Source organism: Ruegeria arenilitoris, from assembly GCF_013030265.1.
Lineage (GTDB): Bacteria > Pseudomonadota > Alphaproteobacteria > Rhodobacterales > Rhodobacteraceae > Ruegeria > Ruegeria arenilitoris_E.
Genome location: NZ_WPZQ01000002.1, coordinates 356,480 through 371,104, shown reverse-complemented (window position 1 = coordinate 371,104; position 14,625 = coordinate 356,480). Strand labels below are relative to the sequence as shown.

The 14,625-nt window shown below is 56.9% G+C and carries 13 protein-coding genes; 3 read left to right on the top strand and 10 right to left on the bottom strand.

The window, feature by feature from the left end; genetic code table 11:
- Positions 1-3: 3 nt before the first annotated feature.
- A complete protein-coding gene (gene scpA / locus GOX61_RS04690; protein WP_170331656.1) occupies positions 4-2,130 on the bottom strand; it encodes a methylmalonyl-CoA mutase in 2,127 nt (708 codons plus the stop codon).
- Between the two features lie 168 nt (positions 2,131-2,298).
- Between scpA and GOX61_RS04685 the strand changes: the two genes are divergently transcribed.
- Entirely contained in the window at positions 2,299-2,745 is a 447-nt protein-coding gene (locus GOX61_RS04685) for a DUF4174 domain-containing protein (protein WP_170331654.1), read from the top strand.
- A gap of 472 nt (positions 2,746-3,217) precedes the next feature.
- Here the strand turns inward: GOX61_RS04685 and GOX61_RS04680 are convergent, their stop codons facing one another.
- The 6 genes from GOX61_RS04680 to GOX61_RS04655 form a co-directional block, all read right to left on the bottom strand.
- Positions 3,218-5,263 carry an acetyl-CoA carboxylase biotin carboxylase subunit gene (locus GOX61_RS04680; RefSeq protein ID WP_170331652.1) on the bottom strand — a complete coding sequence of 682 codons (2,046 nt, stop codon included), beginning with the start codon at positions 5,261-5,263 and terminating at the stop codon, positions 3,218-3,220.
- 117 nt (positions 5,264-5,380) lie between these two features.
- Positions 5,381-5,584 carry a hypothetical protein gene (locus tag GOX61_RS04675; protein WP_170331650.1) on the bottom strand — a complete coding sequence of 68 codons (204 nt, stop codon included), beginning with the start codon at positions 5,582-5,584 and terminating at the stop codon, positions 5,381-5,383.
- 457 nt (positions 5,585-6,041) lie between these two features.
- A complete protein-coding gene (locus GOX61_RS04670) occupies positions 6,042-6,395 on the bottom strand; it encodes a hypothetical protein (RefSeq protein ID WP_170331648.1) in 354 nt (117 codons plus the stop codon).
- Between the two features lie 136 nt (positions 6,396-6,531).
- The gene (locus GOX61_RS04665) at positions 6,532-6,894 is read right to left on the bottom strand and encodes a DUF6497 family protein (RefSeq protein WP_254436744.1); all 363 of its coding nucleotides are present in this window, start codon (positions 6,892-6,894) and stop codon (positions 6,532-6,534) included.
- 116 nt (positions 6,895-7,010) lie between these two features.
- Positions 7,011-7,409 (bottom strand): cupin domain-containing protein, encoded by a 399-nt coding sequence (locus GOX61_RS04660; protein ID WP_170331644.1) that lies wholly within the window; start codon positions 7,407-7,409, stop codon positions 7,011-7,013.
- Positions 7,410-7,455: 46 nt separating this feature from the next.
- A complete protein-coding gene (locus tag GOX61_RS04655; RefSeq protein ID WP_155145296.1) occupies positions 7,456-8,988 on the bottom strand; it encodes an acyl-CoA carboxylase subunit beta in 1,533 nt (510 codons plus the stop codon).
- A gap of 181 nt (positions 8,989-9,169) precedes the next feature.
- On the opposite strand from GOX61_RS04655, the gene GOX61_RS04650 reads away from it, so the two are divergent.
- A complete protein-coding gene (locus GOX61_RS04650; RefSeq protein WP_170331642.1) occupies positions 9,170-10,375 on the top strand; it encodes a multidrug effflux MFS transporter in 1,206 nt (401 codons plus the stop codon).
- Between the two features lie 64 nt (positions 10,376-10,439).
- Positions 10,440-11,840, top strand: a complete 1,401-nt coding sequence (locus tag GOX61_RS04645; protein WP_155145300.1) for a helix-turn-helix domain-containing protein — start codon at positions 10,440-10,442, stop codon at positions 11,838-11,840.
- Positions 11,841-11,887: 47 nt separating this feature from the next.
- On the opposite strand, the gene GOX61_RS04640 is transcribed toward GOX61_RS04645, so the two are convergent.
- The 3 genes from GOX61_RS04640 to betA form a co-directional block, all read right to left on the bottom strand.
- Positions 11,888-12,127: a YdcH family protein gene (locus GOX61_RS04640; RefSeq protein WP_170331640.1), complete on the bottom strand. Its 240-nt coding sequence runs from the start codon at positions 12,125-12,127 to the stop codon at positions 11,888-11,890.
- Positions 12,128-12,227: 100 nt separating this feature from the next.
- Positions 12,228-12,875: a thermonuclease family protein gene (locus GOX61_RS04635; RefSeq protein WP_170331638.1), complete on the bottom strand. Its 648-nt coding sequence runs from the start codon at positions 12,873-12,875 to the stop codon at positions 12,228-12,230.
- A 54-nt stretch (positions 12,876-12,929) separates the two neighbouring features.
- On the bottom strand, positions 12,930-14,588 hold the full coding sequence (betA, locus tag GOX61_RS04630; protein ID WP_155145306.1) for a choline dehydrogenase: 1,659 nt from the start codon (positions 14,586-14,588) through the stop codon (positions 12,930-12,932).
- Positions 14,589-14,625: the final 37 nt, after the last annotated feature.

Below are 14,625 nucleotides of genomic sequence, written 5' to 3'. Positions count from 1 at the left end.
GCGTTATCGGCGAGCTTCCCCAATCAGGCGCAGGATGTCCTGTGCCGCTTCGGGAATATTCGTGCCCGGCCCGAAGATCGCCTTGACGCCGTGATCATAGAGGAACTGGTAGTCCTGTTGAGGGATCACACCACCACAGATCACGATGATATCTTCGGCTCCGGCTTTCTTCAGTTCCTCGACCAGTTGCGGTGCCAATGTCTTGTGGCCCGCTGCCTGCGAAGAGATGCCGATGACATGTACGTCGTTGTCCACAGCGTCCTGTGCCGCTTCGGCGGGTGTCTGGAACAGCGGTCCTACATCGACGTCAAAGCCGATATCTGCAAAGGCTGTTGCGATGACCTTGGCACCCCGGTCGTGACCGTCCTGCCCCATCTTGACCACCAACAGGCGGGGGCGGCGGCCTTCAGCCTCGGCGAAGTCTTCGATTGACTTCTGGATCGCAGCAAAGCCTTCATCACCTTCGTAGGCCGCGCCGTAAACACCGGCCAGGGTTTTCACCTCGGCGCGGTGACGGCCGAACTCTTTTTCCATTGCCATGCTGATCTCTCCTACGGATGCGCGGGCGCGGGCGGCCTCGACCGCAGCAGCCAGCAGGTTTCCGCCCTCTTGGGCAGCCTTGGTCAAAGCGTCCAGCGCATGTTGGCAGGCAGCCTCGTCACGGGTCGCACGGATGCGTTCCAAACGCGCGACCTGCGCTTCGCGTACGGCCACGTTGTCGACGTCCAGAATGTCGATCGGGTCTTCCTGTTCCTTGCGGTACTTGTTGACGCCGACGATTACCTCTTCGCCTCGGTCGATCATCGCCTGACGACGGGCTGCGCTTTCTTCGATCCGCAGCTTGGGCATACCGCTGGCAACCGCCTTGGTCATACCGCCCATCTCCTCGACCTCTTCCATCAAGGCCCAGGCTTTCTCGATCAGCTCATTGGTCAGGCTTTCGACGTAATACGAACCCGCCAGCGGATCGACCACATCGGTCACTCCGGTTTCCTCTTGCAGCACCAACTGCGTGTTCCGCGCGATGCGGGCCGAGAAATCGGTGGGCAGTGCAATTGCCTCGTCCAGAGCGTTTGTGTGCAGCGACTGGGTCCCGCCCAGAACCGCGCTCATCGCCTCATAAGCGGTGCGGATCACGTTGTTGTACGGGTCCTGTTCCTGCAAGCTGACGCCAGAGGTCTGGCAGTGAGTGCGCAGCATCTTGGACCGCTCGGACTTTGCACCAAAATCGGTCATCACCCGATGCCACAGCGTGCGCGCAGCGCGCAGTTTGGCGATCTCCATGAAGAAGTTCATGCCGATGGCAAAGAAGAAGGATAGACGGCCAGCGAATTTGTCCACGTCCATCCCTGCCTGCGTCGCAGCTCGGACATATTCGCGGCCATCGGCAAGCGTATAGGCCAGTTCCTGAACAAGGTTCGCCCCGGCCTCTTGCATGTGATAGCCCGATATCGAGATCGAGTTGAATTTGGGCATCTCGTTCGACGTGAATTCAATGATGTCCGAGATGATCTTCATCGAGGGTTCAGGCGGATAAATATAGGTGTTACGCACCATGAACTCTTTCAGAATGTCATTCTGAATGGTGCCGGACAGAACCGATTTGTCATGCCCCTGCTCTTCGCCCGCTACGATGAAGCTTGCTAAAATCGGGATCACCGCACCGTTCATGGTCATCGAGACCGAGACCTTGTCCAACGGAATGCCGTCGAACAGAATCTTCATGTCCTCGACACTGTCGATGGCCACGCCGGCCTTACCTACATCGCCAACCACGCGCGGGTGATCACTATCATAGCCGCGGTGCGTCGCCAGATCGAAGGCAACCGAGACACCCTGCTGACCCGCTGCCAGATTGCGGCGGTAGAAGGCGTTAGACTCTTCGGCGGTCGAAAAGCCAGCATATTGGCGGATCGTCCAGGGGCGACCTGCATACATGGTCGCCTTCACCCCACGCGTGAACGGTCCGATCCCAGGCAGCGACCCCATATGCGGCAGTTCAGCCGTGTCTTCCTGCGTATAAAGCGGCTTGACGTCGATGCCTTCCAGCGTCTCCTTGGTCAGGTCGTCCAACGGGCGACCGCGCAGCTCTTTCTCAGCCAGCGCCTGCCAGTCTTTCGTATCGGTCATTGCGATTTCCTTTTCTCAATTCGGTTCGCGCCGGGCCGCAGCCCGCGCGTTGTGATGTTCGGTGGCACCCTTTCAAGGGTGGTTGAGCGCAACATTTTGAAGGCTGCGCGCATTTCGCCGGTCGCATTCACCGCTGCAGGGGCTATATTCAAACGAACAGGAGGCCCCATGACACGAACGCTTGCCCTTGTTTTATCGGCACTATTCCCGCTGGCAGCCATGGCCGCCGACGGGGCTGCACCCGCTGAAGACGAATTCGTCCGCCCCGCAGGTGAGAGCGATTTGAGCGAATTTCTGTGGGTCAGCCGACCCATCGTTGTCTTCGCCGACACGCCCGCAGACCCACGATTCCAACAGCAGATCGACATGCTGCTTGATGGTGAAGATGCCATGCGCGACCGGGATGTCGTCGTGTTGACCGACACCGACCCATCCGCTCGTTCTCCGATCCGGTCGCAACTGCGCCCACGCGGATTCCAGATGGTGTTTGTTGATAAGGATGGTGTCGTCAAACTGCGCAAACCCTCACCTTGGAGCGTGCGCGAAATCGGCCGATCCATCGACAAAACACCATTGCGGGAACGCGAAATCCGCGAACGTCGCGAGGGTGGTTGAAACAATGGCAAAGAGGTGATGCTTGGAACAGGGATCATCTCACGCATCCCTCTAAAGTGTCAGCTTCCCGAGAACGCGGTTTCGGGGGTAACGAGCCCCAAAACCTTAACCAAAGGTAGCCGACCGTCAGAACAACGATCACCGCTGTTAGGATCGCCCACACACCATCAAGTTTCGTTGTCGCCGATAAACGGGCGAGCCACGATGCACCCAGAATGGCTATGACAACACCCGTCGCAAGTCCCATAAGTTCGGGCCAGTTGCCGTAAACCAAGCGAGTGAGCGCCGCGTAGGTTATTCCAGCAACAACACCAGAGGTTACAAGAGCCGCATTCACCGTCTCAATTGAGACGCTTTCGCACCGCAAAGGGCACTCCAAATAGACGAGCATCAACCATGACAGCACAAATTGCACTGCCATCGTTAGCATGCTGATCCATATATGGTGGATGAAGCTCATGTTAGTTTGCGTCTACTCGAACTCGATGATCACATCGTCCACCGCAAGGCTATCGCCGGGGCCAGCATTTACCTTGGCCACAACACCCTTTTTTTCGGCGCGCAGGATGTTTTCCATCTTCATCGCTTCAACGGTGCAGAGCGCCTGACCTTCTTGCACTTCCTGCCCTACTTCGACGTCGACTTTGACGATCAGTCCCGGCATCGGGCACAGCAGCATTTTCGACGTATCGGGCGGCAACTTTTCTGGCATCAGCTTGGCCAGCTCTGCCGCGCGTGGGCGGCGGACATGCACCTTGAGATCCGCGCCACGGTTCCGAATGCGGAATCCACCGGACACTTTGCCAGCTTTTAGCACTAGCGGGCTGCCGTCGACGTCCAGGACGGCCAACTGGTCGCCGGGCGTCCAGTCGGATGCGACACGCAGGGTCGATCCATCCTCAAACTTGACAGTCGCGCCTTCCTTGTCCGCGTTGACCTGAACTGCATATTCCTGTCCTTGCAGCGACACGACCCAGCGTTTGCCAACCTTGCGCTCGTGATTGTCCATCCGGCCCGAGACGCGAGTGCGACGGATTTCCGCAACCCGGTGCATGGCGGCACATGAGGCAGCAATACGACGCAGATCGGTCTCAGACAGTTCAACGCCTTCAAAGCCGTCTGGATACTCTTCGGCAATGAAAGCCGTAGTCATATCGCCACTGATGAATTTGGGATGATCCATCACGGCCGACAGGAACGGCAGGTTGTGACCGATCCCCTCAACCTCAAAACTGTCGAGCGCCACACGCATCGCCTCGATGGCTTGCTCACGGGTCGGTGCCCATGTGCACAGCTTTGCGATCATCGGGTCATAGTACATGCTGATCTCGCCGCCCTCATAAACGCCGGTGTCGTTGCGCACGGCTGCGTCACCACTTGGGGCCTCACCCTGCCACTTGTCATTGACCAGCAACGGACCCGCCGCGATTTCCTGAGGCGGGCGATAGCGGGTCAGACGACCGATGGATGGCAAGAAGTTACGATAAGGATCTTCCGCATACAGGCGGTTTTCAATGGCCCAGCCCGTCAAGGTCACGTCGTCCTGCGTGATGGACAGCGGCTCACCCGCGGCTACACGGATCATCTGTTCAACCAGATCGACGCCTGTGATCAGTTCGGTCACCGGGTGTTCCACCTGAAGGCGGGTGTTCATTTCGAGGAAGTAGAAGTTCTTTTCGCCATCAACGATGAACTCCACCGTTCCGGCACTGGCATATCCTACGGCCTTGGCCAGCGCGACGGCCTGCTCACCCATTGCACGGCGAGTATCCTCATCAAGGAAAGGCGATGGCGCTTCTTCCACAACTTTCTGGTTGCGGCGCTGGATCGAACATTCGCGCTCACCCAGATAGATGCCGTTGCCGTGACTGTCGCAAAGTACCTGAATCTCGATATGGCGCGGTTGGGTCACGAATTTCTCGATGAAAATCCGATCATCCCCAAAGGAGTTCGCGGCCTCGTTCTTGGATGACTGGAAACCTTCGCGTGCTTCTTCATCATTCCACGCGATCCGCATGCCCTTGCCGCCGCCACCGGCACTGGCCTTGATCATCACCGGGTAACCGATCTGCTGGCTGATTTTGACGGCCTCATCGGCGTCTTCAATCAAACCCATATAACCGGGCACGGTGGAAACGTTGGCATCCTGCGCGATCTTCTTGGATGTGATCTTGTCGCCCATCGCCTCAATGGCCCCTTTTGGTGGGCCGACAAAAGCGACGCCCTCGGCCTCAAGCGCCTGGGCAAACTTGGCGTTTTCCGACAGGAAGCCATAGCCTGGGTGAACAGCCTGTGCACCGCTTTGACGAATGGCATCCATCACCTTGTCGATGACGATATAGGACTGGTTGGCCGGGGGTGGACCGATATGCACGGCCTCGTCCGCCATTTCCACATGCAGCGCCTGTTTGTCCGCATCCGAATAGATGGCAACGGTGCCGATTCCCATCTTGCGCGCGGTTTTAATGACCCGGCAGGCGATCTCACCCCGGTTGGCGATCAGGATCTTGTTGAACATGGAACGTCCTTTGTCTTGGTGTTCTGGGAACGCAAAAACGCCGCTGCAGGGCGAAAGCCCCACAACGGCGTGATGCGTGATGACGGTCGGGGCAATGGATGCCCCGCAATGTTGTTGTTAGCTGCAGTTCTTCTGTGTCTTGCAGTAGAGCACGTTTCCTGCGGCCCCGACTGCGGCTCCGAATATCGGATCTGCGTTGAGGACGGCCGCACCGACCGCACCGGCGCCGCCACCAAGCAGCGCTTGCTCGCCGGTTGTGTCTCCGCAGGCCGAAACGCCCGCAAAGGCGGCCAGTACAAGGATAAGTCGTGAGATTCGCATGATATCTGCCCCTTTGGATTTTTTGTCGCGATCGGGTGCAGATGCCGGAATAGCCCGCTGTTATTCAATATCAGATCCGAAGATCCCGACTTTTGCGCAGATATTTGCTGCTTTAAGACTGATATACGCGCAAAGAAAAACGCGGACAGGACTATGTGGGGAACACAAGCCTGCCCGCGGAAGGAAGGGGTACGGAATAGTAGGTGCATGTGCGGCGCAGGCAAAGTAGAGCCGCACGGCCCGCTCACCTTGCATGGCACAATTCCACCCGCCAACCAGTCATTGTTTCCATTTGAATTTCCGGCTGGTTTCTGCCCATCCGCAGAATTTCCGCGCAGAAATGCGCCGACAGCGGCCTTAGTCGTAAAGGGAAAATGCGCCAAATCACCCAGATAGATGGCGCCTTTTTGTCCCTGAATACTGGACGTTGCGATATGTGCCGCCGTCTGGATCAACTTCAGCCAACCCCATCAAAGATATCGGGAAAGGACTGCCGTGCCGCATCCAGATCGATCACCAAAAGTGCGTCATAACTTTCAGGATCAAACGGGTCTTCTGCCGCGACAACCTCACGCCCGAAAAGCCAGCTCAGACGACCGGCATCCAGATTACCGCGCTCAAATGGCTGATCACCAAAATGCTCCCACAGCGCTTCCATAAAGGCTGTATCCGCGCGCCGATCTGCCGGTTTGCGATCCCGGAACCGTTCACGTTGGGTTATTGGCGTCACGCCCTTCGGATTGGCGCGCCGGATTGTGAACTGAAAATCAGTGCCGGCTAAACGACCGGGAAATCCGCGATGTTTCAGCATACCTGCACCTCGCCGGTCAAACTGTTAGAATAAAAAAGAAAAAGATCTCCGTTCCGGAACGGGTTCTCCATGCGCACCTCCAAAGCCGCATCGTTTCGCTGAAACGCGCCAACAACATGAGATGATCCCCTCATGGTCAGAGCCCCTCCCAGATACACTGGGATTGTTCCAGCCGATAGGCTTCGAAAAACTGCGTGGCATCGGGCGAGGCATTGCCAAATTCGATCGCGCGGTCGGAGAAAGAGATAACCACAAGCGCCGGCTCCAACTGGTGCTTATTTACGTAAGGGACAGCCAGAGTTTCACACAGATGCGCCATGTCTGTCGAAGCCACGTCATAGCCGATCCGCCCTACGGTCGAGCCGATCTTTGGAGCGATGAAACGAAAGCGCAACCACAGCTCGCCCGGATTGTTGTCGAGCAGCACATCGCTCAGTTCGACAGGCTGGCCTGAGGGAACGGGCAAAAGGGCATCGGTTAGCGCGGCAGTGGGTGCCATCAGGGCGAGAGCCAGAACAAGAGCACGGCCCCGGCCCTGCCAATGGCAGGCTCCTCCTTCCGGGGCCGCGTGCGCAGCACCTGTGGTGTGCACGATTCTATGTCTGGCAGAGCAACTCATGGCGCCGATTCGTCGCTGGTGTCGAATTGCGAGGGCGAAGTGATCTCGATCAGCTCCATATCGTCCGAATGTCGGACTTCACGATGCACGATCCCGGGTGGTTGCAGAATGCAGGACCCTTCTCGCAAAAGATGCTCGCCCTGCCCTTTGTATTCGAAGACCACCCAGCCCTTGGTGACATAGACCATCTGAAAATCCAGTTCATGCGAATGCCAAGCACCCGGGCTTTCCATCCCGGGAACGGCCCGGATCACATGAGCCCCGAATTTACCCTGTGTCGCGTCTTTGATCCCGAGGTCCCGGTATTCAAAAAAGGCGCGCAATCCCTCGCCGACAAACGGGGACGTGTCGGCATGGGATACGGTAAAGGCTTGGTTTTTCCAGATTTGAGACATCCGTCACCAATGGCTGTTGATCAGGCTTTCAGTTGGACCGCTTGCTTCACAACGGAATGTTGTCGTGTTTTTTCCAAGGGTTCTTCAGCTGCTTGTTCCGCAGGCTGGCAAAAGCCTTGGACACACGGCGGCGGGTTGATTGCGGCATGATCACCTCGTCGATAAAGCCACGCTCGGCCGCAACGAAGGGATTGGCGAACCGGTCTTCGTAGTCCTGCGTGTGCTGCGCGATCTTCTCAGCATCTCCCAGATCGGCACGGTGGATAATCTCGGTCGCGCCTTTTGCGCCCATCACCGCGATCTCGGCCGTGGGCCACGCATAGTTGAAGTCTCCGCGCAGGTGTTTAGAGGCCATAACATCATACGCACCTCCATAAGCCTTACGAGTGATGACGGTGACTTTTGGAACGGTAGCTTCGCCATAGGCAAACAGCAGCTTGGCGCCGTGTTTGATGACACCCCCATATTCCTGCGAGGTTCCCGGCAGGAAGCCCGGCACATCTACAAAGGTCAGGATCGGGATTTCAAAGCAATCACAGAAGCGTACGAACCGCGCCGCCTTGCGGCTGCTGTCGATATCCAGACAGCCCGCCAGAACCATAGGCTGGTTTGCTACGACACCAACGGTCTGCCCCTCGAGCCGGATGAAACCAGTGATGATATTCTTGGCGTAATCTTCCTGAATCTCATAGAAATCGCCCTCATCCGCCACTTTGGTGATGAGTTCTTTCATGTCGTAGGGCGTGTTCGGGTTTTCCGGGATCAACGTATCCAGCGAAGTTTCAATCCGGTCGGGCTCATCAAAGAATGGGCGAACGGGTGGTTTTTCGCGGTTGTTGAGCGGCAGGAAGTCGACGAGGCGACGAACCTCAGCCAATGCTTCGACATCGTTTTCAAAGGCGCCGTCTGCGACGGACGATTTCTTGGTGTGGGTCGATGCGCCGCCGAGTTCCTCAGCAGTTACGACCTCATTCGTGACGGTTTTCACAACGTCGGGGCCAGTCACGAACATATAAGAGGTGTCTTTAACCATGAAAATGAAGTCGGTCATCGCAGGGCTGTAGACCGCACCACCGGCACAGGGACCCATGATGACGCTGATCTGCGGCACAACGCCCGAGGCCATGATGTTGCGCTGGAACACCTCGGCATAGCCCGCAAGCGAGGCCACGCCTTCCTGGATTCGCGCACCACCCGAGTCGTTGATGCCGATCACCGGCGCGCCATTCTGCATCGCCATATCCATGATCTTGCAGATTTTCTGGGCGTGCGTTTCAGACAGCGACCCACCGAAGACGGTGAAATCCTGCGAAAAGACATAGACCATGCGGCCGTTGATCGTGCCCCAGCCGGTCACAACGCCATCACCCGCAGGCTTTTGATTTTCCATTCCGAAATCGGTACAGCGGTGGCTGACGAACATATCGAATTCTTCGAAACTGCCTTCGTCCACCAGCAGCTCGATCCGCTCACGCGCGGTCAGTTTCCCGCGGGCATGCTGCGCATCGATACGCTTTTGCCCACCACCCAGTCGCGCGGCTTCGCGACGATCTTCGAGCTCGGAAAGGATGTCCTTCATCACGATAGTCCCCTGTGAAATTTTCCGGGACAATATAGGTTGCTGAAGGTGACCCAAAGGCTTTTTCCGCAAATTTGCAAAATTTTGGAAACCAGCCACATGGCAACTGCAAATTTGTTAATTAACGAATTAAGCCATCAATCTGATAGTAATTCCGAAATGCAGGCTCTAAGTGTGAACCATGCAGTTCAGTTCGCGCTCGATCGGGCACACTCCACCAACGCTTGCCACGCTGGTCCTGTTGTCAGGATTGTCAGCGCTGAGCATGAATTTGTACCTGCCCAGCCTGCCCTTCATGGCTGTCTATTTCGACACCGACTACAAGGTGATGCAGCTTTCGATAGCACTGTATCTACTTGTAAATGCGCTTATGCAGATCCTGATCGGACCAATCGCAGACAAAGCCGGTCGCCGACCGGTGCTACTGTGGGGCCTTGGGCTCTTTCTGCTGGCGACGCTTGGCTGTATCTATGCCCCGAACGTCGAACTCTTTCTGTTTTTCAGGATGAGCCAAGCTGTCATCGTTGTTGGCCTTGTCCTGAGCCGGGCCGCGGTTCGCGACATGTTCGAACAGGATCAGGCGGCATCGATGATCGGCTATGTGACAATGGGCATGGCTGTTGTTCCGATGATCGGGCCAGCCATAGGCGGGGTGCTGGAAGAAAGCTTCGGATGGAAGGCTAATTTCTGGCTGCCCTTCGGATTGGCCGTTTTGGCATTGGCGCTGACCTATATGGATTTCGGTGAGACGTCGGCCAAAAGCGGCAAGACATTGATGCAGCAATTTCGGGAGTATCCTGAACTGCTGACCTCACCCCGGTTCTGGGGCTATTCGCTGTCCTCGGCTTTGTCCTCGGGCGCTTTCTTCGCCTATCTGGGCGGCGCACCCTTCATTGGAACCGAAGTGTTCGGACTGACGGCCGCCGAAGTGGGCATCTATTTTGGTGCTCCCGCTGTGGGGTATTTCTTTGGCAACTTCATAAGCGGGCGTTATTCGGTTCGCTTTGGCGTCAATCGGATGGTCCTGTGGGGGTGCTGGTTGAATGCAATTGGCGTCGCGCTATCCGCAGCTTTGTTTCTGCTAGGAATGGGAACTGCATTCAGCTTTTTTGGCTTCATGACCTTTGTCGGCCTCGGAAACGGTATGTCCATCCCCAACGCAACTGCTGGTTCCTTATCCGTGCGCCCGCATCTTGCCGCCACGGCGTCAGGATTAAGCGGTGCAATCATGCTGGGTGGCGGCGCCGCTTTGAGCGCACTTGCTGGTGCGTTACTGACCCGTGAAACCGGCGCAATGCCCCTGCTATGGCTGATGCTCGCGACCTCGATCCTGGCCATTATCGCCATCAGCAGTGTCATTTGGCGCGAACGGCAACTGGGACTTTAGGTCGCTTGCACTGAAAGGTTTGCAAAGTTAGCCTGCAGCTTCAGGAAAGCTGCAAAGATTCATCATGGCCACCCAAAAACTTTATGCCGGTGCAAAGCTTCGCGAAATGCGTACACGGCTTTCGCTGACCCAAAAGGAATTCGCTGCCAAGCTTGGCGTTTCGCTCCCTTATCTCAATCAGATGGAGAACAATAATCGTCCGATTTCGACGACGGTTGTTCTGGCTCTGGCGCAAGAATTCGGGATGGATGTGACCGAACTGAGTACTGGGGACAGCGAAAGGCTGGTCTCGGACATGCGCGAAGCATTGGCCGATCCGGTCTTTGCAGATTCGATGCCCCCTCTGGCTGATCTGCGACTGACCGCATCAAACGCACCCGCCTTGGCAAGAGCGTTCATCGATCTGCACAAAACCTATCGCCAAACTCATGAGAGGTTGGCTTCGCTGGATGAAGCACTCGGACGCGAAGACGCACGCACACAGGCAAGCCCCTGGGAAGAAGTGCGCGACTTCTTCCACTATTGCGATAACTACATCGACGCGGTCGACCGCGCTGCTGAAAGGTTTGCCGAACGTGCCGAAGATCCTGGCGGCATTCGTCAGGCGGCTATCAACAGCCTTTCTGAAAGGGGCATTCAGGTCCGCTTTGCTGACATCGAGGACATGCGCAACTATGATTCCGACACCAGAACGTTGCGCCTGTCCTCACGTGCCGCGCCACAGACTCAGGTGTTTCAGCTGCTTCTGCAAGTGGCGCTGATCAGTCAGGACAAGCTACTGGAAGCAACGCTGGATTTCGCACGCTTTCAAAGTGAAGAGGCGCGTTCAATCGCCAAGATCGGCCTTGCGAACTATTTCGCGGGCGCGTCGCTGATGCCCTACGGGGCATTTCTGGCTGCCGCGCAGGAAGATCGCCACGATCTGGAATTGCTCAGCAACCGGTTCGGCGCATCAATTGAACAGGTCGCCCACCGCCTGTCGACACTGCAACGGCCCGGCGCCAAGGGAATTCCGTTCTTCTTTGTCAGGGTGGATCAGGCCGGAACCATCACCAAACGCCATTCTGCCACACGCCTGCAATTTGCGCGCTTTGGCGGGGCGTGTCCTTTGTGGAACGTTCACCGCGCCTTTGAAACGCCCGGCCATTTTCTGCTGCAACTGGCGGAAACCCCGGATGGAGTCAGATACATTTCGCTGGCGCGGGATGTTTCCAAATCGGGGGGGTCTTTCGGCGCACCTGTACGCAGATACGCCATCGCATTGGGGTGTGAAGTCCGCCATGCCGAGGCTTTGGTCTATGCCGACAACCTCGACATCAATAACGCAAGCGCATACGAGCCTATTGGGATTTCCTGCAGAATTTGCGAGCGCCAGACCTGCCATCAAAGGTCTGTTCCACCGCTGGAGCGTCGCCTGACAATCGATGCCCATACCCGCGGCACGCTGCCCTATGAGGTGACCTAGGCGCTACAATACGTGGCGGGAGCGCTGCCCCCGCCCGTGTTTGTCGATCAGGATTTGGACAGGATCGCCCAAATCTCATCCTTGAGTGCTGCCCGTTTTTTGCGCAGCTCCACCTCAGCCAACTCCTCCATCGGTTCGATATTGGTTTCAGCCCGATGTACGGTTCGATTGATCTCGTGATATTCGTCAGACAGTCGGGCGAAATGGGCATCCGATTGCTTGAGCTGGCTCATCAACTCGACCTTGGCGGGAAACTCTTCGGCCAGTTCATGCGGGGTGTGAGACATTGCTGTTCGCTCCTTGATCTATCGTTACAAACTATTGGTAAAGGTGATCGTTCCATACCTCTTTGACCCGGATCAAATTTTGCCGGATTTCATTCAATATTCAACGCTTTGCCGGACGCCATCCAGCAGATCGGGCTTCTGATGCCGAGCAAAACCATCGCTCACCCTTGCGTTGGCTGATTTTTGTCTTCGCATAGTATTTCTGTCCGGGGACATGGTAGATGCGTTCGCCGCTGGACGAGATGTTTCCTTTGATCTGACAGGACTGTGAGTTCTGGTTTCGCCCTGATGCCCGGTGGACCCAAGGCACCTGCACCTGCCCCGCATGCAACCCCTGATTTGAGGCGACCGCTTTGGTTTCGTCGGCAACATAATCGTTGGAGTACTTGCGATAGGCAAACGCGAGGCCCTCAAGAACCATTATCTGCGCGACATCTGTACCGCGCACGTTGCAACGCGCGACGACCCGATCGTATCGATCACGGTCACGTGGTACGCAAGCCGCGGTCTTTCCCTCAAAACGCATTTTGACCTGTTGGGTAGCCCAAGCCCCGCAAGACCAGTTTTGGCCCTTCGCATCCTTGCAGGACTGATCCAGTTCCGGAGCGTCGATCCCATGCAGACGAACGCGGACGCCACCCACATCCCATGTGTCGGCATCCACGACGTGAACACGCCCTTCGATCCGATCCGCTGAATAGGCAGCGACCGGGAAAGCCAGAACAAATGCTAAACAAATCCTTAACATACCCCCGATATGCACCCGACCATGGGTGCTTTCAACGGGGGCTGTTAAGAAAGGTTAACGCTGTGCCACTGCCCAATTAGGATTGATCCAAGGCCGGTCATTTGCCTTGGGCAATGGATCCTTGCCCAGCAAATGATCCGAGACCTTCTCACCCACCATGATAGATGGCGCATTGAGGTTTCCGTTGGTGATCTGCGGGAAGACCGAGCTGTCGGCAACGCGCAGCCCATCTACGCCGATCACACGACCTTCGGGATCCACAACCGCGTTCTTATCATCGGCACGCCCCATCCGGCAGGTCCCACAAGGGTGATAGGCGCTTTCGGCATGTTCCGCGATAAAGCCGTTCAACTCTTCATCCGTCTGTACGCCCGCTCCTGGCTGGATTTCCTTTCCGGCATAAGGTTTGAACGCGTCCTGCCCAAAGATCTCACGGGTCAGACGAATGCAGGTGCGGAAATCTTCCCAGTCCTCTTCATGGCTCATGTAATTGAACCGGATGACCGGCGCGTCTTCGGCCTTGGCCGAACGCAATGTGACCGCGCCACGCGACGGCGACCGCATCGGCCCCACATGCGCCTGGAAACCATGCCCTTCAGCTGCTGCCTGACCATCGTACCGCACAGCGATTGGCAGGAAATGGTACTGAATATCAGGATATTCCACGCCGGGCTTCGAGCGAATGAACGCGGCGCTTTCGAATTGGTTCGATGCACCCAGACCGGTTTTGGTAAACAGCCACTGCGCCCCGATCAGACCTTTGCTGATCAGATTCCAGTGCTTGTAGAGCGTGATGGGCTGCAGTGATGCTTGTTGAATATACAGCTCCAAGTGGTCCTGAAGGTTCGCACCAACACCCGGACGGTCCGCAACAACCTCGATCCCGTGCTCAGCCAAATGCGCTGCGGGACCAATGCCCGATAACATCAGCAACTTGGGAGAGTTGATGGAGGACGCGGCCAGTACCACCTCGCGCCGTGCGCGGATGATTTCTTTCTTACCGCCCCGGACAAGTTCAACCCCGGTTGCGCGACCGTTTTCCATAACAACGCGCGAAGCCAGACCACGCACGACATCACAGTTTTCTCGTTTGAGGGCAGGTTTCAGATAGGCATTTGCCGCGGACCAACGCCGTCCTTTCCAGACGGTCTGCTCCATCGGGCCAAAGCCTTCCTGCTTTTCCCCGTTATAGTCACCGGTGACTTCGTAACCCGCCTGTTGACCCGCATCGACGAAGGCCTGGAACAGCGGATTTGCGCGCGGCCCGCGCGAGACATGCAACGGGCCATTGGTTCCACGCCAGGTCGGATCTCCGCCATGGCCACCGTCATGCCATGTCTCCATGCGTTTATAATACGGAAGCACATCAGCATAGGACCATCCATCTGCCCCCATCTCGGCCCAAGTATCGAAATCGCGCGCATGGCCACGCACATAGACCATGCCGTTGATCGAAGATGACCCACCGATCACCTTGCCACGCGGACAGGCCAGTCGGCGGTTGTTCAGATGCGGTTCCGGCTCGGACTGATAACCCCAGTCATAGCGCGACATGTTCATCGGGTAGCTTAGCGCCGCCGGCATCTGGATGAACGGACCGGCATCTGTGCCGCCATGCTCGATCACCAGAACCGAGGCCCCTGCCTCACTCAGGCGATAAGCCATCGCACAACCCGCGGATCCTGCGCCAACGATGACGAAATCTGCTTCCATATTCACGACTCCTTGTCCCGCCGGCCCTGATCATCAG